This window comes from Allorhizobium sonneratiae (assembly GCF_023700755.1).
GTDB classification, from domain to species: domain Bacteria; phylum Pseudomonadota; class Alphaproteobacteria; order Rhizobiales; family Rhizobiaceae; genus Allorhizobium; species Allorhizobium sonneratiae.
Map to the genome: position 1 here is coordinate 97,422 of NZ_JAMKOJ010000010.1, position 26,371 is coordinate 123,792.

Here is a 26,371-nt window from a genome sequence, read left to right on the forward strand (position 1 = left end):
GCGTTCCTCGAGAATGAAGCAGCCTGTCTATGCCTCTTTACCCTTGCGAAAGAACAGGCTGGAGGCAAACAGGATCACCAGCCCGAAAGGCAGGGGCAGTAGAAAATAAACAATCCGGAAGGCGATGAGCGCACCGATATCCCGCGTATGCAGCAGATAGGCAAGGGCTGCTTCCAGCACGCCAAGACCACCCGGCACATGCACCAGAAAGGCCAGAAGATTGGCCAGCACGAACGCACCGGAGATGCGCAGAAAACCAAGTGTGGGCCCTACCTGCAGCAATTGATAGAGGCAGGCGCTGACGCAAAGATAATTGGCCGTGCCGCAGACGATCTGCGCCAGCGCCATGGGAACAGAGGGAACCTCTATGGTGAACCGCCAGAGGCAAAAGGGCCGCTCTTTCTTCCAGCATAACAACAGGTAGGCCAGCACCGTGAGCAGGCACAGGCTCCCCAGAATGCGGGCAGACGCAAGGCTTAATTGCAAACCGGGAGCAAGGCCGCCGGGGGCGATCAACAACACCAGGCCGGCCAGCGTCACCTGCCCCAGACCGATGACCGTGGCACTGAACAGAACGATCTTGGCCACGTCCTCTGCCCTGAGGCCCCATTGCGCATAAAAGCGGTAACGAATGGCACCGCTGCTGAAAGCGGCGATACCGACATTATGGCCGATCGACAGGCTGGTGAAGGAGGTGAGCGCGATGCGGCGATAGGCAAGCGGCTTGCCCAGATGCTTCAGCGCCAGCATTTCAATCACGGTCAAGAGAAAATAGGACAGGGCCGCGAAGAGAATGGCCAGAACAAACCGCTGCGTCGCAATAGCCTGCAGGGATTGACCGATCTGGGCGAGACTGAAGCGGCTGAAAGCGCGCCAGGCAAACACGATCGCCGCCAGCGCTATGGCAATCATCACCAACCGGAAGACGAGGTGCCTGTTCATGGCCAGACCCCGCGAGACGGCATCCGGCAAAATGTCGTTGGCCCCGTTGCCGGACCACACTCAACGCGCAGGCATACACGGCGTGCCAAAAGCGACGCCGGTTGAAATGTGCCGTCACCCATGCATCAACCACCCAACGGCATCATCGGCCCAGAAGATGGACAGCATCGCTGCCATTGCGCATTGACGGCCTGTCGTCCGAAGGCATGTCGGCATCATCGTCGATATCGATATCGACCTCACCCAGTTCCTGCTTGAGGCGTTGTCGCGCCCGGTTCATCCGGCTTTTGACCGTGCCGATGGCGCAACCGCACATGATGGCGGTGTCTTCATAGCTTTCTCCCATCACCACCACCAGAACCAGCACCTCGCGATATTGCACCGGCAGCCTTTGCAGGGCTTCATAAACATCCCGGCTGCGTACCGACCATTCCTGCTCCGGCTGGCTGACGAGACTGTCCAGCATCGACTGGGCAAGGCCGACAACCTCGCGTTCGCGCTTGCGATAGGTGGTGCTGAACGTGTAGCGCATGATGGTGAACAGCCAGGATTTCAGCCGGGTTCCCTCGCTATACTGGTCGTAATGCGCAATGGCGCGCAGCAGGGTTTCCTGAACCAGATCATCCGCATCCTCAGGATTGCGGCAGAAGGTGCGGGCAAAAGCCCTCAAAGCCGGTATGAGTTCCACGACTTGCTGTCGGCCCATGACATTGCCTCTCCAGTTTGACGGTTATTTTTGTCACATATGAAAATTCTTATTTAAGGACTTTGTTCCATCGGCTGGCACAAGGACATGCGCCGTGAACAGGTGAAACAGGCCTTGGAACCTGAGGGGTGGAAAACAGTTATGCGGCATCGAAGAAAGATCGCCGTCAATGCTGAAAGGCGGGCGCGCCAGTGTGGATGGAGAGAGCGGATGCAGCGCAAGAAAGACGTCCTGGCCATCATCATCGCGCTTTTGTTCATAGCTGTCTGCGTCTTCTTCTACGCTTACGTGAAAGAGCTGCCTGCCACCGACAAAACGCGGGTTGAAGATCCTTACAAGCGCACAAAGACGTTGCCGCCGTCTGCCGTTCCCGATGAAACCAGCAATCCTGCCCTCAAGGAAAACAAGTGAGCATGCCGACATGAAAAAAAGGGCATGATAATCATGCCCGGCCCACGCCCCGGAAAGCTCTCCATATCGCGGCTCCTCTTGCTGTCCCGTCGCTGGCACTGAATGGCCATGGGCAGTCCCTGCGAAAGGGTCTAACCTTGAAAAGCCAAGGATATTCCGTCAGATGCATGATTTCGCTTTCCGTATTTTCTAAAACACAGAAAGCCAAAGGGCGATCTCACATCTTTTCCTTGATGCCTTGGGAAATCAGCCACCAGTTCATCGGATAGCTGGTGGCAAAGCCGGCAATCATGGCAAGCTGCATGGCAAACCAGAATTCCGGGGTATTCACCTCCACCCGGTGGCCGAAGGCGGCCGGATAGATCAGAAACTGAAACAGTGCCATCACCGCATACATGCCGATCTGCCAGGAGATCAGGGAGAGCGTATCGGCCTTGAACGCAGCAACGAGGCCCTGCCCGGGCGACAGCTTGCGCATCGGTACGATGGCGAAATACTGAAAGGCAATGCCCAGCAGAAAGGCCAGCACGAAATCAAACACCCAGACGGCGAAAATCTTTTCGCCAAAGAGGCTATGCCAGCCGAAAACCAGCGCCAGCGACGGCAGAAGAAAGGCCAGCCATTCAGCCACAATATCGCCGATCATGCAGCCGCTGCCGCAATGTAGAGCTCCCTTGGCGACCATGACCGGCATGGGCGGTTTTTTTCCGCCATGCATATGGCCATGGTGCATGTGCCCGCTCTCAATGTGATCGTGCTGCATGGCATGATGGCCTGTATCACTGCCATGCTGATGGTGCATTCCAGCCTCTCCCGCCCCTCCGGATGCTTTGCGCGCGTCAGCAAGATAAAGCCAGATAACCGCCAGCGAGCCAAAAAGCGCTGTCACCGGCCAGACAATGTTCATGATCTTCATCGGCAGAGGATGGCGCATCACATCAATGGCAAGGCCGATGGCCGACACTCCGCCCAGCAATAGACAGAGGATTGAAAGCCAGTGATACCATGACGGGATCATCATCCTTCCTCCTTGGCTCGGTGTGAACTATGAGCCTCCGCGGCTCAGTGTGATCCATGATCCGCCGCATCGCTTCAGGCGGCGACCTTTTTGATCAAACGGATGCTATGGCCGATGGTTCCCATCTGCTGCTGACGAATGGTTGGACAGGGTATGGAACAAAGCCGCAGACGCGCCGGTTTGAGTAAAAAAGGGGTGGACAGGGCGCGACAACTGCCTCAACAGCCATCCGTACCTTTCACCCCTGCCCCGGCAAGGACGGAGCCAACGATGCCTGCTCAGACGCAAGAAAACGGGAATGACAAGACGGAAGAACCTTTAGAGCATTGTCCCGAGAAAAGTTTGAAACGGTTTTCCGTTCGGAAATGCGTAAACAATGCTTCAGATCTTTTCAGCGCTTCCGAAAACACTGAAAAGCTCCCGGCTTGCCCATGCGGCTCACCGGGATTTTCAAGGGCGCATATCAGAGCATACGTTTTCAATCGATGATATGGCGCACCAGCCTGGGCAGGCTCAGGCTCTGGACAATCACGGAAAAGAGGATGACGGCATAGGTCGCGGATAAAATGGCTGGCCGTGCGGCCATCTCCGGCAGAGACAGAGCCAGCGCCGCCGAAATCGCCCCCCTTACCGCACTCCAGGTTAAGATCGCAACGGTGCCCTTGTCGAAACCGAACCATGGTTTCAGCGTTACAACTGTGCCGCCGATGGCAAAAAGGCGGATGACAAGCACGATAGGAATGGCGATCAGGCCGCTCAGAAGAAGACTACTCTTCAGATTGAGCACCAGCACCTCAAGCCCGAGCAAGGTGAAGAGAATGCCGTTGAACATATGATCCACCAGCCGCCAGAAGCCGAAAAAATAGGTGCGTGTTTCCTCGCTCATCGCCTGTGGTGCGCCGCGATTACCGATCAGAATTCCGGCGACGACGACGGAGATCGGCCCGCTTGCGCCCAAAATCTGCGCTGCCGCATAGGTGCCCATGACAAGAGCAAGCGAAAACAACACCTCATCGGCATAATCATTCACGGTGTTAAAGGCGTGAAAGGCAAGATACCCCGTCACAATGCCGAGAATCGCGCCACCGGCCGCCTCCTTCAGCAACAACAGGCCGATATCGGCCAATGCCGGATCACTGACGGAGTTGCTGGCAAATTGCAGCGCCACGGTGAAGACGACAACAGCAATCCCGTCATTGAAAAGGGCTTCCCCTTCGATTTCCGTTTCGATCTGCCGGGGCAGTTTCACCGCGCTGAGCGTTGCCAGAGCCGCCACCGGATCGGTTGGGGCAATCAGCGCGCCAAACACAAAACACCAGGCGAAATTCACCGGCACATCGAAAAGCCGCATCGCCAGCCAGAACAGGAAGCCCACACCAAGAGCTGACACCACAACGCCAAAGCTTGCCAGCAGCAGGATGACGGCGCCGCGATTGCGCAGACGGTTCCAATCGCTGGTTACCGCCCCGGCAAACAGCAGGAAGGCCAGCATCCACTGCATCACCGCCTTGTAGAAATCGATCCGGTTCAGGGACCGACCGACGGTATGGGCCAGAGGTTGGCCAGGCAAAACAAAGTCCAGCATCAGCAGAGCCAGTGCCACCGCAATGCCCATGGTCAGAAGCGCCACATTATTGGGCAGATTGAAAAACCGCCGGTTCAGCCAACTGAACAGGGCTGTGGTGCAGACAAGGGCTGCAATTTCATCGAAAAGCACCGATCGCTCCCATCTATGGAAAAGGCTGCGCCTGTTGAGAGCATATCCAGTCAATGCGTGCAGTGACGCATTCACTTCGTCTATGCGCGCATGCGCCTGTCTTTTGTTTTTGATGCGATGTATCCAAACGCGTCTGAAGCCTCCGTTTGGGGCGCTGTAAGCGGCGACTGCCGACCATCCACAGAACAGCAACCCGCAACACCCACGATGGTTCCGTAAAGAGCCGGGCGCTTTCCGGCCCGAAAAGGCCATTGCGTGCGAACAATCGTCTCGGCTCTGCGTTGGACGCACAGACCCTTCACCTTAAAACGGAGAGACAAGCACAAGGAGGCTTTCATGCCATTTAGATCACTTCCAGCAAAAGCGGGAACCGGACGTAAAGTGGTCATGACCGCCGCAGCCCTTCTCATGGGTACGGCGCTGATCATCCCGGTCTCAGCCACCGGCGCCATGCGCGATCAAAGCGGGAGCACCCACTGCAGCACACCTTCTGAAAAGCGGCAGGGAAAAGACAGTCAGACACCGCACAGCGTGCAAAGGCCGGGCAATTGCGCCGACGTGCTCACACCGCCGCCGACCGGCGATCACGAGCTGGTCGAACCTGCTCCCGATGTCGGAACCATGCCGGTGATCCCACCCAAAGCTTCGCCGAAACAGCAGGAGAAGAACAGGAGAGACTGATTTCGGCGGTCTCTTACGGATCCATGGCCAGATCGAGCCGTTTGCCGTTGCCGTCGAAGATCAGCATCCTGGCGGGATCGAAACGGGCAACATATCTGTCGCCTGCTTTCAGGCCTCTGGCGCGGGTGTCGCTGATGGTCAGAAGATCGCCGCTTCCCGCACGCGCATGGATCAGCGTGTTGTTGCCGAGATGCTCGACAAACTCCACCGTAACCGGCATGGACAGAGCGGCTTCAGGATCGAAAGCCTCCGGGCGGATGCCGATGGTGAGGCTGGTGCCGAGGCTGAAAGGCAGGGTGACGGGGATCAGATGATCGCCATGCGCCGTCAGACGCAGGCCCGCTTCTTCGGTTTTGACCGGCAGGAAATTCATCCGCGGCGACCCGATAAAGCCTGCGACGAAGAGATTGTCCGGCCGGTCGTAAAGTTCGAGCGGCGTGCCGACCTGTTCGATCGCCCCGTCGCGCAGCACGACGATGCGGTCGGCCAGGGTCATCGCCTCCACCTGATCGTGGGTGACATAGATGATCGTGGTGTTCAGCTCCCGATGCAGCCGGGCAATTTCGATGCGCATATGCACGCGCAAATCGGCATCAAGATTGGAAAGCGGCTCGTCGAACAGGAAAACCTGCGGATGACGCACGATGGCCCGACCGATGGCGACCCGCTGGCGCTGACCGCCGGACAGGTCTTTCGGGCGACGGTCCATCAGCTTTTCCAGACCGAGCGTGCGGGCGGCCTCCATTACCTGCTTTTCGATATCGGCCTTCGCCACACCGGCAAAACGCAGGGCAAAGCCCATATTCTCCCGCACCGTCAGATGCGGATAAAGCGCATAGGACTGAAAAACCATGGCAATGCCGCGCTCGGATGGCTCGACATCGTTCATCCGCCGGCCACCAATGAAGAGATCGCCGCCGGAAATGGTTTCCAGCCCGGCAATCATTCTGAGAAGCGTGGATTTTCCGCAGCCGGAGGGGCCGACAAAAACGATGAATTCCCGCTCGGCAATCTCCAGATCGACCCCCTTGATCACATCGAGAATGCCATAGTTCTTTCTCAGGCCGGAAAGCGTCAGCGTGCTCATGCACCACCTCCCGCGCTGGCCGAAAGGCTGACCCGCACCGTGCCGAGCCGGGCATGGGTGACGCTGGCTGCAATTGCACCCCTGCCCCGCGCCTGAAGCCAGAAACCGGTCGAGCCGCCATTGAGCGATACAAGGCTCGGGCCGATCAGGTCTGCCGGGCCATCAATGGCAATCGAGACCGGTTCGAACAGGAAGGGCAGCTTGTTGCCGACCTGATCGAGCACCCGCACCATGACCCGTACGCTGTCTTCTGCGCCGATATTGACGGTATCCGGCTTTACTTGCAGCGTGGTTGCCACGGGGTCGGCGACATACTGCACCTCGGCCACCTTCTTGCCGCCGATATAGCCGATGCAGGTGACATTCTGCCAGCCCATGCCCCAATGGCCGAACTCCTGATTGGGATAATCTTCGCGTTTGATGATTACCGGCGGATGCGGCAGATGGGCAAAGCGCTCACGGTCGGGCGTGAAACGCCGGGGCGGCATGCCGCCGCTGACCAGTTCCACTTCATCACAATTGGTCAGGATGATCAGCGGCAGCACGCCGCCGAAATTGCGCTCACCCCGCGTCCAGAAGGTCACTGGCTTCAGGATCACCCCCTCTTCCGGCTCACACTGGCTGGCATAGGCGAAGGCGGCAAATTTCGGCTCGCGGAACATGTCCATCACGCCATGATGGCAGATGCGGTCACCCGCGCCGAAATCCTTGTGGGTGTTGTAATCGAAAGCGCACCAGCCAAGGGCGCCGGCAATCTGCGGATCGCCATAGGCGGCATTCAAGACGTCGAGATGGCGGATGACATGTTCGGCCTGCCGCTGTTCCTGATCATAGGCCTTGGTCGGATACATATGACCGTTGAATTCGGTGATCATATAGGGCACGGCGTGATCGAGGCCGGTGACTTTCTGCTGCGGCCTCAACGGCGTGCGCGGCTGATCGGGGTTGATTTCCTCCATGCCGAGGATGAAATCATTCATCGAATAGACATCCTCAAGAAGCTCGCTGTCGGTAATGCAGCGCACGCCCGTGGTCGGCCTTGTCGTGTCGAGGCTGCGGGCAACCCGGTTGGTCTCGACATAAAAATCGTGATTGTCCTTGGATTCGTTGATGCGCACGCCCCAGAGCACAATGGAGGGATGGTTCCAGTCGCGCCGGATCATCTGGCGGACATTCTCGACCGAAGCCGCCTGCCAGGCTTTGTCGCCGATATGCTGCCAGCCGGGAATTTCCTCGAAAACCAGAAGGCCAATCTCGTCGCAGCGATCGAGAAAGCATTTTGACTGCGGATAATGCGAGGTGCGCACCATGTTGAGCTTCAGCTCATGCTTTAAAATATCGGCGTCCCCTTCCTGCGCGGCACGGCCCAGCGCGTAGCCGATATAGGGGAAGGACTGGTGACGGTTGAGACCGCGCAGCTTGATCAGACGGCCATTCAGCCGAAACCCTTCGGTGGTGAACGCAATGTCGCGGAAGCCAAAACGGATGCGCTGCGCATCATGGCTGCCGGAAACCTCAAGCGTCAGCACCAGCTCGTAAAGCGCTGGCTGATGCAGATCCCAAAGCGTGATATTTGTGAGATCCGTCAGCTCGATATGCGCCGTCTCGCCGGTCACCTCGACTGTGCTTTTGCCAAGCTCCACCCCGTCCCGGTCGATCAACGAGGCCGTCAGCGATCCTGCAATCGCTATCTTTTGCGGATTGGCCAGCGTCACCGAAACCGTCACCCGCTTGTTTTCAGAAAGCGCCTCCGGCGTTTCGATCTTGGCGTTTTCAATCGAAACCGGATCGGTCACCTTCAGCCAGACATCGCGGTAGATACCGGCATAGGTGAGATAGTCGATGCGCGCGCCAAAGGGCGGAATGGCGGGATTTTCCGAACCGTCAACCTTGACGGTCAAAAGATTGTCACCCGGCGTCAAAAGCCCGGTCAGCCGCACCTCGAAGGGCGTATAACCATCCGGATGACGGCCGATCTCCTGGCCATTGAGATAGACGACGCTGTCGGCCATTGCCCCGTCAAAAACCAGTGACACCTCCTTGCCATCGAAAGCGGGATCGGCGGTCAGAGTCTTCTGATAGGTGAAGGCCTGCCAGTAGGATTTTTCGTCGAAATAGGCAAAGGGCAGTTCCACTGCCGAATGCGGCAGGGTGACGGCCTGCCCCTCCTGACGCGTGCCTGCCTTGTCGGCGTCGAAACCGGGATAAAAAATCCAGTCGTGATTGAAAGCGGTGATGGAGCGCATGGGAGAACCTTATTTGACAGAACCGAGCATGCCGGCAACAAATTGCCGTTGCAGCACGAAGAACAGGATGAGTGTGGGCAGGGTGGCAAGAACGGTTGCCACCAGAATGACGCCGAAATCCGGCGTATAGGCCGAGGTGAGCGCCGAGAGCACAAGGGTGATGGTTTTCATATCCGGCGTTTGCAGCACGATCAGCGGCCAGAGATAGTTGTTCCAGTTGGCCATGAAGACGATGATCGTCGCCGCCGCATAGGTAGAGCGCATCGATGGCATGTAGACGAAGAGGAAAATCTGCCATTCCTTCAGTCCGTCAATGCGGGCTGCATCGCGCAGTTCCAGCGGGAAGGCCTTGGTGGCCTGGCGGAAATAGAAAATGATGAAGATCGAGGCGACCGTCGGCAACAGCACGGCGGCAAAGGTGTTGGCAAGCCCGCTTCTTGCCACCATGACGAAAAGCGGCACCATCAGCGCAGCAAAGGGAATGGACAAAAGCAGCAACAACAGCCGAAACAGCCGCTCGCTCAGACGGGTGCGAAACATCTCGAAGCCATAACCGGCCATGGACGAGATCAGCAGCGTCAGCACCGTGCCGACAAGCGCCAGTTCCGCCGAATTGGCAAAAACGCGCGGCACATCGACCTGTTGAAAGAAGGTGCCGACATTGGACCACAAGGCCGTGCCGAAACTGGCCTTGCCCTTGATGATGTCGGCGGAGCGGTTGGTGGCCCCAACCAGCATCCAGTAAAAGGGAAAGATCGAGGCGAAGGCCGCCGCCGACAGGACGGCATAGCTTGCGCCATAGCGCAGCGTGCGGGAAAGATGGCTCATTTTCTGTCCCTCGCGATCAGGAACTGCACGAGGCTCAGCACCGCGACCATCACGACGATGACATAGGAGACCGTGGCCGAATACCCGAAACTGGGCATGAACTGGAAGGTGAGATTGTAGATATAGAGCGACAGCGTCAGCGTGGCATCGCCCGGCCCGCCGCGGGTGATGGTGTTGACCTCGTCGAAAAGCTGCAAGGTGCCGATGGTCGAGACGATGCTGGTAAACAGGATCACCGGCTTCAACAGCGGAATGGTGATGCGGAAGAACCTTGCCCGCGCCGGAATGCCGTCGATGCGCGCCGCTTCATAGATCGACGGGTCGATATTCTGGAGAGCGGCGAGATAAAAGATCATGTTATAGCCCATCCAGCGCCAGGTGATGGAGAGGATGATCATGATCTTGGCCCAGAACGGATCGGTCAGCCAAGGAACGGGGCCTGAAACCGCATGGATCGCCATGAGAAAATGGTTGACGATGCCGTCGCTCTCGAACATCGAGCGAAACACGGCGGCATAGGCCACCAGCGAGGTGACGCAGGGCAGGAAAATCGCCGTGCGGAAAAAACCGCGCCCGATCAGCCTGCTGTCATTGAGCAGCACGGCAAAGACCAGCGCCAGCGTCAGCATGATCGGCACCTGCACCACGAAAAACAGACAGGTATTGGTCAGTGCATGCAGAAAGACCTGATCGTGAAACAGTCTTTCGATATTGGCGAAACCGCCAAAGCGCAAATTATTGCCCTTGCCGACCTGCAGACTGACCCAGAGCGACCAGAGGATCGGATAGATCATGAAAATGCCGAGCAACGTCAGGGCCGGCATCATGAAGGGCCAGCCGCCGAGACCGGACCTGCGGGCAGTGGTGGAGTGGTTCAATGGTCTTCTCCGCCAGAATTACGGATAATAATGCATGCCAAGGCAGAGCGCGAGGACATATCAGCCCCCGCACCCTGCATCCCGCATTACTGGATCTGCTGTTCCACCCGGTCGTTGATCGCCTTCAGCGCATCATCGACGCTACCACCCTTGGCAAGGGCCGGAAGTTGAGCCTGAATGGCGGCGTTTGCTTCCTGGGTGAAAGTGCCGTAATCGACGGACGGCACCTTTTCCAGCCACTCGGAAAAATTCTCCCAGACCGGCTGATTGCCGAAGAAGGGGTCTTTCGCCTTATAGGCATCGCCCTTGCGGGCCGCGAGCAGTGAGCCGACCGCGCCCTGCTTGACCAGAATATCCTGATAGAAGCCGATATCGCCCGCCCAGATTTTATTGAGAAAATCGATGGCGTCTTTCTTGTCCTTGGACGAGGTCAAGACATACCAGCTCGATCCGCCCCAGTTGGAATAATGGGTGGCACCCTTGACGCCATCAAGCTTCGGTAGCGGCGCAATGCCCCATTTACCGGACTGATCGGGACTGCCCTTGATGGTTCCGGCCATCCAGGCACCGGAAGGCACAGCCACAACATCGCCGGCGGTAAAGGCTGCGGTATAAGCCGACCAGCCGGACACCGGCTTGACGATGCCCGCTTTCCACAGATCCGCATAGGTCTGGAGCGCAGCCTTCAGCGGCGCATTATCGAGAATATCGAGAGAACCGTCCGGCTTGAAGAACCACCTGCCCGCCGATTGCATCATGGCGCGCACCAGCCCGGCCTCATTGAAATCGAGATCAATGAAGTCATGCCCGGTTTTGGCTTTGACATCCTTGGCGATCTTGATCAGCCCGTCCCAGGTGACATCATTCAGGTCCGAAGGCTTATATCCCGCCTTTTCCATGTAATCGGTGCGGTAAAACAGGCCGGTCACACCGGAATCGAACGGTACCGAATAGGATTTGCCCTTCAGCGTTGCCGCGGCCACCTTGTAGGCAGCGAATTTCTTCATGTCGATGGCGTCTGACAACGGCTCAAAAGCCGAGGGAAAGGATTGCAGAAAGCGCTGGGCGTTGTCGTCCTGAATGAGAACGATATCCGGCAGCCCGTCGGTGACACCGGCCATCAGCTGGGTCTGCAGCTTCTGCTTGATGTCCTCCTGGGCGATATTATCGACAGTGATTTTCACATCAGGATTGATTTTTGCATAACGGGCCGCCGCTTCCTGCATGGCAGGCACATTGAAATCCGGGTCCCAGCACCAGACCGTCAGAGTAGCAGCGCTGGCAGCCCCTGCGGCAAAGGTCATCGCCGCCGCCAGAACCCCTGTCAATACGGAGATGCGCGCTGCGCGTCGACCATGGCCTTGTCCCTGCTTCATATCCTCACCCTTTCCGAAGCCTGTATCCAACGAGATGAGGGAGCATAGCAGAGGAGAAATTCACCGGCAATATTCACTGGTATTTTTACTGAAAATTTCTCTAGCCCGGATTTACCTTGACAAACCGACCCCACGCCCAACCTGAAATGTGCGCTACCTTACAGCATCGCGCTTGCGTCAAAAGCAGATAAGACACTGAAAAAATTTGTAAATTCGTCATGCGTTTACGCAAGCCTGAGCGCATAAATGCTTGGCCAGGTAAAGCCTGTCAAAAACCATAGGCTTGCGGATGCGTGCATCCCTTGGAACTTTGTCTTTGTTGTCTGACCTATGTCCCGAGAAACGGGTGAAACAGTTTTCCGTCCGGACATGCTGAATGAGAGCACATTGCGGCTTATCAGCCTCATGCGACATGCTTTCGCACCGTGCGCATTATCCTGTCGTTGCAGACAGCGTGCCGCCCGTAATCAGGGTAAAGCCGAGATCGAGACTTTGTGCAGGCGCGTCGCTTAAAAACAATTCGGCGGCACGCATTCCGATCTCGATGCGCGGCGTCAACACGCTGGCAATCGGCTGCGGCGTGTGGCGACAGATGTCGAGAGCATTGAAACCAATAATGGCAAGCCTCTCCGGCACGGAAAGGCCGGTGCCGAGACAGTGGAAATAACCACCCAGCGCCATATCGTCATTGGAAAAATACACCGCATCTATATCGCCATGTCGCCTGAGAAGTGCTGCAAGCCCCGCCTTGCCCGCACCGACTGATGAAGGCGCATGGCAGATTTCCACGGCTGCAAGCGAAAGACCCTGAGCGCCAAGCCCTTCGACAAAGCCGTTGAACCGTTTGGCACTGCGGCGGTCGCGTTCCAGATCATGGCCGACATAGGCTATTCTGCGCCGTCCGGCAGCAATCAGCCGCTCCGCCGTCTCCCGGCCCGCAGCCACATGAGAAAAGCCGACGGCAATGTCCAGCGGTTCGCCATCAATGTCCATGAGTTCGACGATGCGGCAGCCGGAGGCGCGCAGCATACGGCGCGTGCCTTCAGTATGTTCAAGGCCAACCAGCATCACCGCCGCCGGTCGCCAGGCCAGAACCGCCGCCACCAGCGCCTCCTCCTTCTCCGGATCATAATCGGTGACGGCGAAGACGGCCTGACGCTGTCGCGTCTCCAGCGTTCTGGTAATGCCGCTCAAAAGATCGGCAAAGACGATGTTGGACAGCGAGGGCACGACAATGGCCACCAGCGGATTGCCAGTGGAGGCGAGCGCGCCTGCAATCCGGTTCGGCACATAGCCCAGCCGCTCCACCGCCTCCATGACCCGGGCGCGGGTCTTTTGCGAAAACGAACCATGATTGCGCAGCACCCGCGACACCGTACTTTCGCCCACGCCTGCCGCTTCGGCGACATCCGTGAGGGTGATGGCAGCGGTTTTCTGGTCCATGGGTCAGAGCCGTTCAAGCGGAGGAATCATGGTTCCAGTCTATCGCGCCGTTGACGGCGCAATTCAATGGCAGCGCTGCCAGAATAGTTATTGGCAGCGCTGCCAAAATCCGTTACAGAAAATGGCAGCGCTGCCAACAAATGAACTCGCTTGGCAAACGCGCAGTCTCTCTGGTGATCGGCTGTGTCGCAACGCTGTGCGTGCCGGCCAGAACGGTCAACCGCTGAAGCCTCGCCGTCTCCATCCGGCCCATCTGGCGGGATGGATTTTCTGATTTACAAGGAGACGTTACATGTCCGTTTCTCAAGCCGCCGCCACAAAGAACACTGCCGCCGTGATCGGCCTCGGCTCCATGGGGTTCGGCATGGCGCTTTCGCTCAAAAGAGCAGGTTTTACCGTGCTCGGCGCCGATGTTTCGGCTGAGGCCGTGGCGCGCTTCGTCGCAGAAGGCGGACGCGGCATCGACACCCTCAAAGCCGAGATCGGCGCGGCCGATGTCGTCGTCTCGGTCGTCGTCAATGCCGCCCAGACCGAAACCGTGCTCTTCGGCGAAAACGGCATTGCCGATGCCATGCGTCCGGGCACGGTCTTCATCTCGTCTGCCACCATGGATCCGGCCATTGCCCGCGCGCTCTCCGCCCGGCTGGAGGCAAAAGGCGTGCATTATCTCGACGCGCCGATTTCCGGCGGTGCGGCGCGCGCCGCAAAAGGCGAGTTGACGATCATGGCCTCCGGCACGGACGCCGCCTTTGCCGCCGCCCGCCCGGCACTCGACGCCATGGCCACAAAGGTTTATGAACTGGGCGCAGAAGCAGGCTTCGGCACCGCATTCAAGATGATCAACCAGCTTCTGGCGGGCGTGCATATCGCCGCCGCCTGCGAGGCAATCGCCTTTGCCGCCAAGCAGGGTCTTGATCTGACCAAGGTCTATGAGGTGATCACCGCGTCTGCCGGCAATTCCTGGATGTTTGAAAACCGCATTCCGCATGTGCTGGCCGGAGATTATACGCCGCTCAGTGCCGTCGATATCTTCGTCAAGGATCTCGGCATCATTCAGGACATGGCCCGCGCCGAGCGCTATCCGGTTCCCTTGAGTGCGGCGGCCCTGCAAGTCTATCTTGCCGCCTCCGGTTCTGGCATGGGGCGCGATGACGATTCCTCGCTGGCCAGGCTTTATGCCCAGCTTTCCGGTGCCCGACTTCCTGAAAAGGCGAATTGATCATGCCCGTCTTTGCCGCCAATCTGACCATGATGTTCACCGAATGGGCCTTTCTCGACCGCTTTGATGCCGCGGCGGAGGCAGGATTTTCCGCCGTCGAATATCTCTTTCCCTATGAAGCCGCGCCAGAGGCCATTCAGGCCCGGCTTTCGCGCAACAACCTGACCCAGGCGTTGTTCAACATGCCGCCCGGCGACTGGGCCGCAGGCGAGCGCGGCCTTGCCGCCCTGCCCGATCGCTTCAAGGAATTTCAGGACGGCGTTGCGCTGGCTCTGGACTATGCCGAGGCCACCGGCGTCAGGCGGCTGCATATGATGGCAGGGCAAGCCGATTGGGAGGATGCCAATGCCGTAAAAAGCTATCGCCGGGCGCTGGATGACGCGGCCCCAAAGCTTGCCGACAAAGGCCTCGATCTGCTGCTGGAACCGATCAACACCCGTAATATGCCGGGCTATTTCCTCAACAGTTTCGACAGGGCCGAAGCCTTCATCCGCCAATCGGGCCACGCCAACGTCAAGCTGCAATTCGACATCTATCACTGCCAGATCCTGCATGGCGATGTGACCATGCGGCTGAGACAGGCCCTGCCTCTTACCGGCCATGTGCAGATCGCCAGCATTCCCTCGCGCCACGAACCGGATGGCGAGGAGCTGAACTATCCTTTCCTGTTTTCCGAGCTGGACCGGCTCGGCTATCCGGGCCTTGTCGGCTGCGAATACAATCCGCGTGGCAACACGCTCGCGGGGCTTGGATGGTTTGAACCTTTCAAGCGGCGCTGATGCTCAGGACGGAGTAAACCCATGCCTCTTCTTCTCGGCGTGATTGCCGATGATTTTACCGGAGCCACCGATATTGCCAGTATTCTGGCGCGCGAAGGCATGACGGTTGTCATGTCGATCGGCATACCAGGGCCGGGCTTTGCGATGGGGGACGCCGAGGCCGTGGTCGTGGCGCTGAAATCGCGCACCATTGCCGCCAATCAGGCCGTGTCGCAATCACTCGATGCCCTCGACTGGCTGAACGCACATGGCGCGAAGCAGATTTTCTTCAAATATTGCTCGACCTTCGATTCCACCGCGAAAGGCAATATCGGCCCCGTGGCCGATGCACTGGCCGAGGCGCTTGGCGCGGAAATCGCCGTGGTCTGCCCGGCTTTCCCGCAAAACGGTCGGACGGTTTTCAACGGCCATCTCTTCGTCGGACGGCAATTGGTGCAGGACTCGCCGATGAAAGATCATCCGCTTACCCCGATGCGCCGTTCCGATCTGGTGGCGCTGATGGCCGAGCAGTCGGCCCATGCCGTCGGGCTCGTGCCGCATGAGGTGGTGGCGGCAGGCGAGACCGCCATTGCCGAAGCCTTCACGACCGCCGTGGCGGATGGCAAACGCTTCGTCGTTGTCGATGCCATGGCGGATGCGCATTTGCGGGCGCTGGGAAAGGCGTCGCGCAATCATAGGCTGTTAACCGGTGGTTCGGCGCTCGCCATGGGCTTGCCGGCCAATTTCGGCATCACCCGCAGGATGGAAACGACAGCGGGCGCAACAGCGGGCGCGCCGTTGAAAACCGCCATTCTCTCCGGCAGTTGCTCGGCGGCAACGCGGCAGCAGCTTGCCCGCGCCAAGGCGCTGTGGCCAAGCCTCAGGATTGATCTTAACGCAGTGGCAGAGGGCAAGCCGGTGGTGGAAGACGCCCGCGCCTTTGCCCGCCAGCAGGCGCCGGGGCAGCCGGTGGTCATCTACGGCTCGGCCGATCCGGCAGAGGTCGAAGCCAATCAGCAGCGTTACGGACGAGAACGCGCAGGCGAGATGATGGAACAGACGCTGGCTCAGATTGCAAGCGCTCTGGTCGCTGACGGCACGGCCCGTCTTTTGGTGGCAGGCGGTGAAACCTCGGGCGCGGTGATCTCCGCCCTGAAGATCGAAGGTCTGGCCATCGGCACGGAAATCGCCCCCGGCGTGCCGTGGACCAGGACGCTTGCCGTCAACCCCTTGCAGGTGGCGCTGAAAAGCGGCAATTTCGGCGGACCCGATTTCTTTGAACGCGCGCTGGAGATTGCCGGATGAGTGATACCAAGCAGCGCGACGAGATCGCCGCCTTCGCCAAATCCCTGTTCGATCGCGGTCTGACCGCAGGCTCCACCGGCAATATCAGTCTGAAGCTGGAAGATGGCTGGCTGATGACGCCGACCGGCTCCTCCATGGGCAATATCGATCCGGCCCGAATTGCCAGACTGGATGCGGAGGGCCGCCATATCGCGGGTGACCCGCCGACCAAGGAAGCCTTTCTGCACAGGGTGATGTACCGAACCCGACCCAGGGCGGGCGCGGTGGTGCATCTGCATTCCAGCCATTGCGTTGCCGTCAGCTGCCTGTGCGATCTCGATGCCGATAACGTGCTGCCACCCTTGACCGCCTATTACGTCATGCGGGTGGGGCGGCTGCCGCTGGTGCCTTATTATCCGCCCGGCGACGAGGCGCTCGCCCATGCGGTGGCAGCGAAAACGCAAGATGCCCATGCCGTGCTGCTCGCCAATCACGGGCCGGTGGTGGCTGGCGCCACTCTGGCGGAGGCTGTCTACGCGGCGGAAGAGCTGGAGGAGACGGCGAAACTGTTTCTGATGTTGCGCGGCGAAAAAACCAGACCGCTCACCTGCGAGGAAACCACCGAATTGAACCGGCGTTTTCCCGGCACGATCTGAGGCATGCTGCTCTCGCATGACCGGTAACGTCCGGCAGAACGTTCAGCGCAATGAGATCACCCGTTTAGAACCATCCAGCCTGCGGTTGTCATGCCTTGAGATCGATCATCTGGCCGCCGAACACACGATCACGCGAGCCTTCCAGATGCAGCCGCATCAGCGAGCGGGCGCGCTCGGCGTCGCGGTCACGGATGGCCTGATAGATCGAACTGTGCTCGCGGAAGACATGCTCAAGCCCGTCGCCGGGGGCTTTGAGCGCCAGACCGTGAAATTTCATTCCGACACCGACATGGTCACGCAGCGCCAGCATCGCCGTGACGTAATAATGGTTGTTGGACGCAGCCGCAATCGCGGTGTGGAAGCTGAAATCGGCATCTTCACGGTGCTGATGCGCCTGGGTCGCCGCCTGCATCTGGTGAAGCGCCGTCTCAACTGCCGTCAACCGCTCCTCATTCCAGCGTTTGGCTGCCCAATAGGCATGATCTGGCTCAATCGTCAGGCGGAACTCATAGCAGCGCTGAATATCGGCAATCGTCTCGACCGGGGCGAAAGCCGGCCCCTGAACGGGCGTTTCCTTCTCCGGCACTTTATGAACATAAGTGCCTGATCCACGACGCGAAAACACGATGCCGCCGTCGCGAAGCAGTTGCAGCGCATCCCGCACGATCGGTCGCGACACGAAAAACCGTGTTGCCAGCTCATTTTCTCCCGGCAGCCGCCGACCGACGGGAAAAACACCCTGCTCAATATCGTTCAATAACCGGCGATAGACGCGCTCGACCAACGGACTGGCCAACGTGCCTGTAAGCGGGCTTGTAAGCGGTCCTGCGCCTGTCTTGTCTTCAGCATCAGCGGCTGCTGGTTCCACCTCTTTTGCCACTGGCCGGTCCATATACATTTCTCACTTGATGATGTGAACACAGCTAAACAAGCATGGAGCCATCTTGTCAACATGTAAATTACAGCTGACAATTCCGGACCAGTCCGGCTGTTATTCTGCGACAGTCTGCACAAACATCTGTTTTGAGCGGAGCCGCAGGGCTACAAACGAAGCTCCACAAAATTCTATTCATTCTATTGATTTTTATAGATTTTATTCACATACGTTCTCACAGGCCAACCGGAAAGAGCAACGACAGGAGATGAAATAGTCGGCCCATCCGTTTACACAGCCAAAAGCTGATAGAGTGAGTTGTCATTTTTAATTTACAACATATTGACAAGTTTTTGCTGTCGGCCTTATATCCTCCCCGGCATTGGGGCGCCAGGAGGAGTGAGGCAGACATGTGCTTTGAGCGCGAAACAAGCGTGACCAAACCGATGAATGCGCCGCAACCGGGCCGTCACCGTCTGTTTCTGATCGCCGACGATCTGACTGGCGCCCTCGATACGGCAGCGCAATTTGCCTCAGCCGACCGCCCGATCGATGTGCGATGGGACAGGCCCTCCGCGCCGGTTTCCAGCGATATCGCCCTGACGACAGGCACACGTGAGGTCGATGCCAGAACCGCGTCCACCACGGTCACGGCCATGCTACAGGCTGCGGGTAATATCTTGCCGGATCAGGCCTTTATCAAAATTGACAGCCTGCTGCGCGGCAATCCGGCAGTGGAAATTCTCGCGGCAATCGACCATTTTCGCCCCGATGCCACCGTGATTGCGCCTGCCTTTCCGGCGCAGGGCCGCGTGACGCGCAGCGGGCGGCAATATGTTCTCGGCGCAGACGGAGCCACGGCCTGCGCCACCAGCCTGGCAAAGGACTTTGCAGGCCGTGACCGCACCTTTAATCACTGTCAGCCGGGCGGGCCAATCCCGTCAGGGCTTTCGATTGTCGATGCCGAGAGTGATGAGGATCTTGCAAAGATCGTCGCGGCTGGCAACAGGTTTACAGGTCGCGTCCTGTGGGTCGGCAGTGCCGGTCTCGCCAAAGCGCTGTCGCCATCAAGACCGTCTGCCGCACCGCTTGCCGCGCTTTCCCGTCCGGTGCTGGGCCTGTTCGGCACGGGTCATCCGGTGACACAGGCGCAATTGCAGTCCTGCCCGGAGCATGTGCTGGCCGCAATGCCCGGCGACCCCGATCTGGCCGAGAGGATCGGCGACAGGTTGGCAAGCCGCGGCGTGGCGCTGGTCTGGCCCACCCTGCCCGAGGGTCTGCCCCGGGACGTGGCGGCGGCAAAGATCGCCTCTCTTCTCGATGCGCTGACAAGGCAGCTTGATCCGCCCGGAACGCTCATCGTGTCCGGCGGCGAAACGCTGATGGCGCTCTGCCGCTCCCTGCAGGCCGACAAGCTTGTCGTGAAGGGTGAGATCATGCCCGGCATTCCGGTCTCGCGCATTTCGGCAGGCCGTTTCGATGGCGTGACCGTGATTTCGAAATCCGGCGCCTTTGGTGCGCCCGATCTTTTTCAGCGGCTCCTGAAGCCCGAATTTCAGACCCAAAAGGTGGAAAATGACACATAAGGCTCCGCAACTTGCCATTACCATGGGCGATCCCGCCGGGATCGGCCCTGAAATCATCGTCAAGGCTGCGGCGGCCTTGAAACCGCGGCTTGAGGCGGGCGCGTTCAAGCTCGCCGTGATCGGCTCCAATGCCGCGCTGGAAAAGGCCCGCGTCGCCCTGGGTTCGGATGTCTCTTTCCCGACCGTCACGGCGGATGACGCCGAATGGCCAGCCCTGTCGGCGCTGCAGGCCTGCCCCGAGGGCACGCCGATCGAGTGGGGTGTCTTGTCGGAAGATGGCGGCCGCTTTGCCTATCACGCCGTCGAGCAGGCCGTGACGCTGTCGCTTGCTGGCCGCATCGACGGCATCGTCACCGCACCGCTCAACAAGGAAAGCCTCAACAAGGCGGGTTTCCACTTTGCCGGTCATACCGAAATGCTGGCGCATCTGACGGGATCGAAAGGCTCGGTGATGATGCTGGCGCATGGCAATATGCGCGTCAGCCATGTCTCGACCCATGTGGCGCTGGAGGATGTGCCGAAACGCCTGACGCCGGAGCGGCTTTCCTATGTCATCAATCTGACGCATGAGGCGCTGAGCGGCCTTGGGCTGACGCGCAAGCGCATCGCCGTTGCCGCTCTCAATCCCCATGCCGGAGAAGGCGGCCTCTTCGGCCGTCAGGATATCGATGTCAGCGAGCCGGTGATTGCGGATTTCGTCGCCAAAGGCTTCGATGTCGTCGGGCCGGTGCCGGGCGATACCGTCTTCGTCAAGCTGCGCGCCGGTCAGTATGACGCCGTCATCGCCATGTACCACGATCAGGGTCATATCCCGGTGAAGCTTCTGGGCTTCAACGTCAATCCGGAAACCGGCACCTGGGATGCGCTGTCGGGCGTCAACATCACGCTCGGCCTGCCGATCATCCGCACGTCCGTCGATCATGGCACGGCCTTCGACATTGCCGGCAAGGGTATTGCCAGCGAATCGAGCCTGCTCGAAGCCATCGATTACGCCCTGAAGCTCGCTTCCGTACGCGCCGCCAGCAAGGGAGAGGCCGCATGAACACGCTCATCACCCCCATCGACCTGCCCCAGCCCGCCCGCGTCATCTTCGGCGCCGGCACGGTGAAAGACGTCGGACGCTGGCTTGCCGAGCGCGGCATCAGCCGTGTGCTCGTGGTCTCCGATCCGCATAATGCAGCACGCATCGAAGTGCTTGGCCTCACCGTTCAGCCGACTGTCTGGTCCGATCTCAGAAGCGAGCCGGATACAGGCCATCTCGCCGCCGTGCTGGAGCTTGCCGAAAGCGTCGACGCGGAGGCCGTAATCGGCTTCGGCGGTGGCAGCGCCATGGATCTGGCCAAGCTGGCGGCGGTGCTGCCCAAATCGGGCCAGAGCTTCATGGAGGTTGTCGGCCCGGAAAAGGTCAGGCGCAAGGGCGCGCTGCTGGTGCAGGTGCCGACAACTGCCGGAACAGGCAGCGAAATCGGCACCCGCGCCCTCGTCACCGATCCTGAAACCTCGGCGAAATGCGCCGTCCAGAGCCTGCACATGCTGGCCGATCTTGCCGTTGTCGATCCGGATCTGGCGCTTGGCATGCCAAAGGCGCTGACGGTTGCCACCGGCGTCGATGCCATGGCCCATTGCGTTGAAGCCTTCACCAACAAGAAGGCGCATCCGCTGATCGATCTTTACGCGCTGGAAGGCATCCGGCTCGTCGGCCGCTGGCTGCCGGTCGCTGCGCAGGATGGCCATCATCGCGAAGCCCGCGCCGGTCTGGCGCTGGCCTCGCTTTATGGCGGCTATTGCCTTGGCCCGGTCAATACGGCTGCCGGTCATGCGGTCGCCTATCCGCTCGGCACGCGCTTCCATGTGCCGCATGGTGCGGCCAATGCGCTGATCTTCCCGCATGTGCTGGCCTATAACGCGCCGGTCGCGCCGGAAAAGACCGCGCTCATTCTCTCGGCGCTGGGGCTTGCCGCCTCCTGCGATCAGGACGCGGTGTTTGCCGCCGCCCATGGCTGGTGTCGCGATCTCGGCTGCGAAATGCGGCTCTCCGCCTATGGCGTTACGGAAAGCGACATGATGGTCATGGCCCGCGAAGCCCATGCGATCCGCCGCCTGCTCGACAACAATCCGCGCGACCTCTCCGAGGCCGACATTCTGGCCATCTATCGCGCCGCCGCCTGATATCAAGAAACGAAAGCAAGCCCATGTCCAAGATCACAGGTCCCTTCGCCGCCATCGTCACGCCGTTCGACGCCGATGAGGAGTTGAACCCGCAGGCACTCGCCGCCCAGGTCGAGCGCCAGGCCAAGGTCGGAAACGGCGTGTTCTGCGCCGGCACCAATGGCGAATTCTACACGCTGTCCTTTGAGGAAAAGATGAAGGTTGCGGCCATTTCGGTGGAGGCTGCCGCCGGTCGTGTGCCGGTGCTCGCCCATATTGGCGAGATTTCGACGCATCAGACGATTGCGCTCGGCCGCGCTGTCCAGGGGCTTGGCGTCAAGGCGGTTTCAGTCGTCACGCCCTCCTTCATCGCCTGCTCTCAGGACGAACTCATCGCCTATTACACCCGCGTGGCCGATGCGCTGACGGTTCCGGTCTATCTCTACAATATCCCGGCGCGCACCGGCAACACGATCGCCCCGGAAACGGCGGCAACCCTTGCCAGCCACCCGAACATCATCGGCATCAAGGACAGCGCCGGTTCGCAGGACAGCCTGGACGGCTATCTCGCCATTGCCAGAGGCCGGGAGGATTTCTCGGTGCTGGTCGGCCCCGATCACCTGATCCTGCATGGCCTGAAGAATGGTGCGGCGGGCTGCATTTCCGGCCTCGGCAACATCGCGCCCGTCACGCTGAACGCCATCTATACGGCGTTTGCCGCCGGCGATCTCGACACCGCCGAAGCGCGTCAGGCCCATTATGGCAATCTGCGCAAGGATCTCTACGCCCACGGCTTCCCGCCAACCATGGTGAAGCGGGCGCTGTCCAGCGCCATGCCGGATGTCGGCAAGAGCCGCGGCCCGGCCATCGTCACCGATGATGTCGCGGCCAAGGTGGCTGAGGTTTCAAAGACCTATGTCGAGGCCGTTCACTGAAAAACAGAGATGGGCCAAAGACCTCGACCTTTTCGGTCAGCATGGCGCTGTAGAGCGTTTCCGTGACACACGGAAACGCTCTCTAACGCTGAAGCTGACAGGTTTTATATCTGCTGCAAGGTCAATCAGAACGCGACAGCGCGGTCGCCGTCTTCATCCTGAATGCGGGTCGGCAGGCCGATCCTGTTCAACAGGTTGATGAAGGGCTTCGGCGGCAGTTCTTCCACATTCGCCATCTTCTTCACATCCCACTCACCCGTGGCAACCAGCATGGCGGCGGCAACTGGCGGTACGCCGGCGGTGTAGGAAATGCCCTGGCTGCCCACTTCGTTATACGCGTCCTTGTGGTCGGCGACATTGTAGATGAAGACAGTCTTTTCCTTGCCGTCCTTGAAGCCCTTGACGTAGTCGCCAATGCAGGTCTTGCCCTCATAATTGGGGGCAAGCGAGGCCGGATCAGGCAGACAGGCCTTGACCACCTTCAGCGGCACGACTTCGGAACCATCGGCGAGCTTGACCGGCTGTTCGGAGAGCAGACCGAGATTCTTCAACACGGTGAAGACATTGATATAGTGGTCGCCAAAGCCCATCCAGAAGCGCACATCGGCGCCATCCATGTTCTTCGACAGCGAGTGAACCTCATCATGGCCGCAGAGATAGGCGCGCCGCGTGCCGACGACCGGCAGATCGTAATCCTTGCCGATCTCGAACATCTTGTTCACCTGCCATTCGCCCTTCTGCCAGGAATAGACGACGCCGGTGAATTCGCGGAAATTGATTTCCGGATCGAAATTGGTGGCGAAATATTTGCCGTGGCTGCCAGCATTGATATCGACGATATCGACATCCGTGACCTTGTCGAGATATTCGTCCTTGGCCAGGCGCGCATAGGCATTGACGACGCCCGGATCGAAACCGGCGCCGAGAATGGCGGTAATGCCCTTCTCTTCACATTCGGCGGCACGCTTCCACTCATAATTGCCGTACCATGGCGGAGTTTCGCAGATCTTGTTCGGCTCTTCGTGAATGGCGGTGTCGATATAGGCAGCCCCCGTATCCATGCAGGCGCGCAGCACCGACATGTTGAGGAAGGCCGTGCCGACATTGATGACGATCTCGACGCCAAGCGTCTTGATCAGCGCCTTGGTTGCCTCGATATCGAGCGCATCGAGCGCATGGGCTTCAAGAACGCCCGCCTGCTTCATCGCCTTTTTCTCGTGAACCGAGGCGATGATCGCATCACACTTGGCCTTGGTGCGGGAGGCGATGTGAAGATCGCCGAGCACGTCGTTGTTCTGCGCGCATTTATGCGCCACGACCTGCGCGACGCCGCCGGCGCCGATGATAAGGACGTTCTTTCTCATGTTGCGGATCTGCTCCTTTTGTCCAATCGTCAGAAACCTCAGGAGAGGTTTTGTTCAAAGTCCGTATAGGTAAAGTCACGGACCGTCCTGATGCTGCCATCCAGTTCGCGGATGGCGATTGACGGCATTTTCACGCCGTTAAACCAGTTCTTTTTCACCATTGTGTAGCCAGCGGCATCCTGGACCGAAATCCGGTCGCCAACCTTCAGCGGTGCGTCAAAGCGAAACTCGCCGAAGACATCGCCCGCAAGGCAGGATTTGCCGCAGATCATATAGGGGTGATCGCCCACATTCGGCTCGATCTTGGCGGTTTCGCGGTAGATCAACAGGTCAAGCATATGCGCCTCGATGGAGCTGTCGACGATGGCGAGGTTCTTGCCATTATAAAGCGTATCGAGCACCGAGACTTCCAGCGTCGTCGAGCGGGTGATCGAAGCCTCGCCCGGCTCCAGATAGACCTGCACGCCATAATCACCGGAAAACCGCTTCAGACGTTCGGCAAACTGATCGAGCGGATAATCCTCGCCGGTAAAATGAATGCCGCCACCAAGGCTCACCCAGTCTGCCTTCTTCAACAGCGGGCCGAATTTCTCTTCAATGTCGCAGAGCATCCGGTCGAACAGGGCGAAATCCTTGTTTTCGCAATTGTTATGGATCATGAAGCCGGTGATGCGGTCCATCACCTTTTCCACCTTGCCACTGTCCCATTCGCCCAACCGGCTGAAGGGGCGGGCCGGGTCGGCAAGATCGAAACTCGACGAGCTGACCTGTGGATTGAGCCGCAAACCGCGCACAATGCCGGAGGCCTTGTCGCCGTAACGCTCCAGCTGACCGATGGAATTGAAGATGATCTTGTCGGCGTGGGAAATCACCTCGTCGATTTCATTGTCGCCATAGGCCACGCTATAGGCATGGGTTTCCTTGCCGAATTTCTCCCGGCCAAGACGCACTTCATAGAGCGAGGAGGAGGTCGTGCCGTCCATGTAGTCGCGCATGAAATCGAAGACCGACCAGGTGGCGAAACATTTCAGCGCCAGCAGTGCCTTTGCCCCGGATTTCTGCCGCAATTCGGCAATCTTTTCCATGTTGCGCAAAAGCTTGCTCTTGTCGATCAGGTAATATGGTGTCTGGATCACAGGCGAACCCCTTTGCCAAGCATCATCGTCATATCGACGCAAAAGCGACCTGCACACGCCCGGAGATGACGTATACAGATCGCCCTGTCATTCATTGTCTATGTCGAAACCGCGATCCGGTTTGACAAAAACCTATCTTGGCATGGCTCTATGAAATTTACCTGTCAAAGGCAAGCCATCCGGTCATTTTTGGTAAAAATCTTCATTTAGATCATCGGCCGAAAAGTAGGAACCGGTTTTCGGAAACAACCGATGTGGAAACAAAATCCTAAAGAATTTCAGGCTCCGTTGGGCCGAGCAAACACCGCAATCAGCATGACGATGAACACCGACAGGATAAAAATACTGCCGGAGACGGCGTAGATCACGGGCGACGCTCCGCTGTTCATCTGGCTGAACAGCACCACCGGCAGGGTATTTTGCCGTCCTGCGAGAAAATAGGCGCGGGTAAATTCATTCAGCGACAGCAGGAAGGAGAAAATGAAGGCGCTGGTGAGACCGGGCCGGATCAAAGGCAGGGTGATATCGCGAAACTGCCGCCAGCCGCTGGCGCCCAGATCGGCTGCCGCCATCAGGTAGGCAGGCCGGACGGCGGAAAAACTGGTGAGAATGACGATGAAGGCAAAGGGCATGGCCCAGAGCAGATGGCCGCAGGCGAGCGTCAGGACAGAGGCTTTGACACCGGAGCGGAAAAACACGGTTGACAGTGTCAGCCCCTGAATGACCCCGGGCACGAACATCGGCAGGATCATCGCCATGAACCAGATGGACCGGCGGCGGCGAAACTCGAAATAGGCAAGAGCCGCAAGCAACGACAGCATGGTAGCGGCTACCGCTGTGATCAGCGCCACGATCACCGACTGTTGCAGCGCTGCCGTGAGAGCATGATCGGCGGGCAGGTCGCGGTACCATTTCAGCGTCAGTTGTGACAGACCCGGAAGGCCGGGTTGCAGCGAGGAATTGAACGAGACAGCCAGCAGATAAAGCGGCGGCGCATAGATCAGCACCAGCCCGATCCCGGTGATGACCCACATCAGCAGCCGGTTTAAGAGCCCATCAGACGATCTCATCGCCGATT

The 26,371-nt window shown here is 59.0% G+C and carries 24 protein-coding genes; 10 read left to right on the plus strand and 14 right to left on the minus strand.

Features of this window, described 5'->3' with window-relative positions:
• Nucleotides 1-27 precede the first annotated feature (27 nt).
• Together NAC44_RS17240 and NAC44_RS17245 are read right to left on the minus strand one after the other, a co-directional pair.
• Nucleotides 28-942, minus strand: coding sequence for a putative bifunctional lysylphosphatidylglycerol flippase/synthetase (locus NAC44_RS17240; RefSeq protein ID WP_250942794.1), 915 nt, complete (start codon nt 940-942; stop codon nt 28-30).
• A gap of 142 nt (nt 943-1,084) precedes the next feature.
• Complete coding sequence (locus NAC44_RS17245) at nt 1,085-1,648, minus strand: sigma-70 family RNA polymerase sigma factor (RefSeq protein ID WP_250942795.1); 564 nt, start codon at nt 1,646-1,648, stop codon at nt 1,085-1,087.
• 87 nt (nt 1,649-1,735) lie between these two features.
• On the opposite strand from NAC44_RS17245, the gene NAC44_RS17250 reads away from it, so the two are divergent.
• On the plus strand, nt 1,736-2,059 hold the full coding sequence (locus NAC44_RS17250) for a hypothetical protein (RefSeq protein WP_250942796.1): 324 nt from the start codon (nt 1,736-1,738) through the stop codon (nt 2,057-2,059).
• A gap of 217 nt (nt 2,060-2,276) precedes the next feature.
• Here NAC44_RS17250 and NAC44_RS17255 read toward each other — a convergent pair whose 3' ends face one another.
• Nucleotides 2,277-3,077: a DUF4396 domain-containing protein gene (locus NAC44_RS17255; protein ID WP_250942882.1), complete on the minus strand. Its 801-nt coding sequence runs from the start codon at nt 3,075-3,077 to the stop codon at nt 2,277-2,279.
• 478 nt (nt 3,078-3,555) lie between these two features.
• Nucleotides 3,556-4,794: a cation:proton antiporter gene (locus NAC44_RS17260; protein ID WP_250942797.1), complete on the minus strand. Its 1,239-nt coding sequence runs from the start codon at nt 4,792-4,794 to the stop codon at nt 3,556-3,558.
• 336 nt (nt 4,795-5,130) lie between these two features.
• Between NAC44_RS17260 and NAC44_RS17265 the strand changes: the two genes are divergently transcribed.
• Entirely contained in the window at nt 5,131-5,475 is a 345-nt protein-coding gene (locus tag NAC44_RS17265; RefSeq protein ID WP_250942798.1) for a hypothetical protein, read from the plus strand.
• Between the two features lie 13 nt (nt 5,476-5,488).
• On the opposite strand, the gene NAC44_RS17270 is transcribed toward NAC44_RS17265, so the two are convergent.
• The 6 genes from NAC44_RS17270 to NAC44_RS17295 all read right to left on the minus strand — a co-directional run bounded on the left by NAC44_RS17270 (nt 5,489) and on the right by NAC44_RS17295 (nt 13,333).
• Nucleotides 5,489-6,562: an ABC transporter ATP-binding protein gene (locus NAC44_RS17270; protein ID WP_250942799.1), complete on the minus strand. Its 1,074-nt coding sequence runs from the start codon at nt 6,560-6,562 to the stop codon at nt 5,489-5,491.
• Entirely contained in the window at nt 6,559-8,808 is a 2,250-nt protein-coding gene (locus tag NAC44_RS17275) for a glycoside hydrolase family 2 protein (RefSeq protein WP_250942800.1), read from the minus strand. Before NAC44_RS17275 ends, NAC44_RS17270 begins: the two co-directional genes overlap by 4 nt.
• A gap of 9 nt (nt 8,809-8,817) precedes the next feature.
• Nucleotides 8,818-9,636 (minus strand): carbohydrate ABC transporter permease, encoded by an 819-nt coding sequence (locus NAC44_RS17280; protein ID WP_250942801.1) that lies wholly within the window; start codon nt 9,634-9,636, stop codon nt 8,818-8,820.
• Nucleotides 9,633-10,463 (minus strand): carbohydrate ABC transporter permease, encoded by an 831-nt coding sequence (locus NAC44_RS17285; protein ID WP_250942883.1) that lies wholly within the window; start codon nt 10,461-10,463, stop codon nt 9,633-9,635. Before NAC44_RS17285 ends, NAC44_RS17280 begins: the two co-directional genes overlap by 4 nt.
• Nucleotides 10,464-10,600: 137 nt before the next feature.
• Nucleotides 10,601-11,890 (minus strand): ABC transporter substrate-binding protein, encoded by a 1,290-nt coding sequence (locus tag NAC44_RS17290; protein WP_250942802.1) that lies wholly within the window; start codon nt 11,888-11,890, stop codon nt 10,601-10,603.
• A 432-nt stretch (nt 11,891-12,322) separates the two neighbouring features.
• The gene (locus NAC44_RS17295) at nt 12,323-13,333 is read right to left on the minus strand and encodes a LacI family DNA-binding transcriptional regulator (RefSeq protein ID WP_250942803.1); all 1,011 of its coding nucleotides are present in this window, start codon (nt 13,331-13,333) and stop codon (nt 12,323-12,325) included.
• Nucleotides 13,334-13,625: 292 nt separating this feature from the next.
• Between NAC44_RS17295 and ltnD the strand changes: the two genes are divergently transcribed.
• From ltnD to otnC, 4 genes are read left to right on the plus strand one after another with little or no spacing between them, the layout of a single operon-like run.
• The gene (gene ltnD / locus NAC44_RS17300) at nt 13,626-14,552 is read left to right on the plus strand and encodes an L-threonate dehydrogenase (RefSeq protein WP_250942804.1); all 927 of its coding nucleotides are present in this window, start codon (nt 13,626-13,628) and stop codon (nt 14,550-14,552) included.
• 2 nt (nt 14,553-14,554) lie between these two features.
• Nucleotides 14,555-15,331, plus strand: a complete 777-nt coding sequence (gene otnI, locus NAC44_RS17305) for a 2-oxo-tetronate isomerase (protein ID WP_250942805.1) — start codon at nt 14,555-14,557, stop codon at nt 15,329-15,331.
• A gap of 21 nt (nt 15,332-15,352) precedes the next feature.
• The gene (gene otnK, locus NAC44_RS17310; RefSeq protein WP_250942806.1) at nt 15,353-16,615 is read left to right on the plus strand and encodes a 3-oxo-tetronate kinase; all 1,263 of its coding nucleotides are present in this window, start codon (nt 15,353-15,355) and stop codon (nt 16,613-16,615) included.
• Nucleotides 16,612-17,250, plus strand: coding sequence for a 3-oxo-tetronate 4-phosphate decarboxylase (gene otnC, locus NAC44_RS17315; RefSeq protein WP_250942807.1), 639 nt, complete (start codon nt 16,612-16,614; stop codon nt 17,248-17,250). Before otnK ends, otnC begins: the two co-directional genes overlap by 4 nt.
• Nucleotides 17,251-17,338: 88 nt before the next feature.
• Here otnC and NAC44_RS17320 read toward each other — a convergent pair whose 3' ends face one another.
• Nucleotides 17,339-18,118: a FadR/GntR family transcriptional regulator gene (locus NAC44_RS17320; RefSeq protein ID WP_250942808.1), complete on the minus strand. Its 780-nt coding sequence runs from the start codon at nt 18,116-18,118 to the stop codon at nt 17,339-17,341.
• A 416-nt stretch (nt 18,119-18,534) separates the two neighbouring features.
• On the opposite strand from NAC44_RS17320, the gene NAC44_RS17325 reads away from it, so the two are divergent.
• The 4 genes from NAC44_RS17325 to NAC44_RS17340 are packed head-to-tail and all read left to right on the plus strand — an operon-like array spanning nt 18,535 to nt 22,793.
• Entirely contained in the window at nt 18,535-19,710 is a 1,176-nt protein-coding gene (locus tag NAC44_RS17325; RefSeq protein ID WP_250942809.1) for a four-carbon acid sugar kinase family protein, read from the plus strand.
• Nucleotides 19,700-20,752, plus strand: a complete 1,053-nt coding sequence (pdxA, locus tag NAC44_RS17330) for a 4-hydroxythreonine-4-phosphate dehydrogenase PdxA (RefSeq protein WP_250942810.1) — start codon at nt 19,700-19,702, stop codon at nt 20,750-20,752. Before NAC44_RS17325 ends, pdxA begins: the two co-directional genes overlap by 11 nt.
• Entirely contained in the window at nt 20,749-21,879 is a 1,131-nt protein-coding gene (locus NAC44_RS17335; protein ID WP_250942811.1) for an iron-containing alcohol dehydrogenase, read from the plus strand. The genes pdxA and NAC44_RS17335 overlap by 4 nt, the downstream gene beginning before the upstream one ends.
• 23 nt (nt 21,880-21,902) lie before the next feature.
• On the plus strand, nt 21,903-22,793 hold the full coding sequence (locus tag NAC44_RS17340) for a dihydrodipicolinate synthase family protein (protein ID WP_250942812.1): 891 nt from the start codon (nt 21,903-21,905) through the stop codon (nt 22,791-22,793).
• A 125-nt stretch (nt 22,794-22,918) separates the two neighbouring features.
• On the opposite strand, the gene NAC44_RS17345 is transcribed toward NAC44_RS17340, so the two are convergent.
• From NAC44_RS17345 to NAC44_RS17355, 3 genes are all read right to left on the minus strand, one after another.
• Nucleotides 22,919-24,157, minus strand: coding sequence for a saccharopine dehydrogenase family protein (locus tag NAC44_RS17345; RefSeq protein ID WP_250942813.1), 1,239 nt, complete (start codon nt 24,155-24,157; stop codon nt 22,919-22,921).
• Nucleotides 24,158-24,195: 38 nt separating this feature from the next.
• Nucleotides 24,196-25,293, minus strand: a complete 1,098-nt coding sequence (nspC, locus tag NAC44_RS17350; RefSeq protein ID WP_250942814.1) for a carboxynorspermidine decarboxylase — start codon at nt 25,291-25,293, stop codon at nt 24,196-24,198.
• 278 nt (nt 25,294-25,571) lie between these two features.
• On the minus strand, nt 25,572-26,363 hold the full coding sequence (locus tag NAC44_RS17355; protein ID WP_250942815.1) for an ABC transporter permease: 792 nt from the start codon (nt 26,361-26,363) through the stop codon (nt 25,572-25,574).
• Between the last annotated feature and the right edge of the window lie 8 nt (nt 26,364-26,371).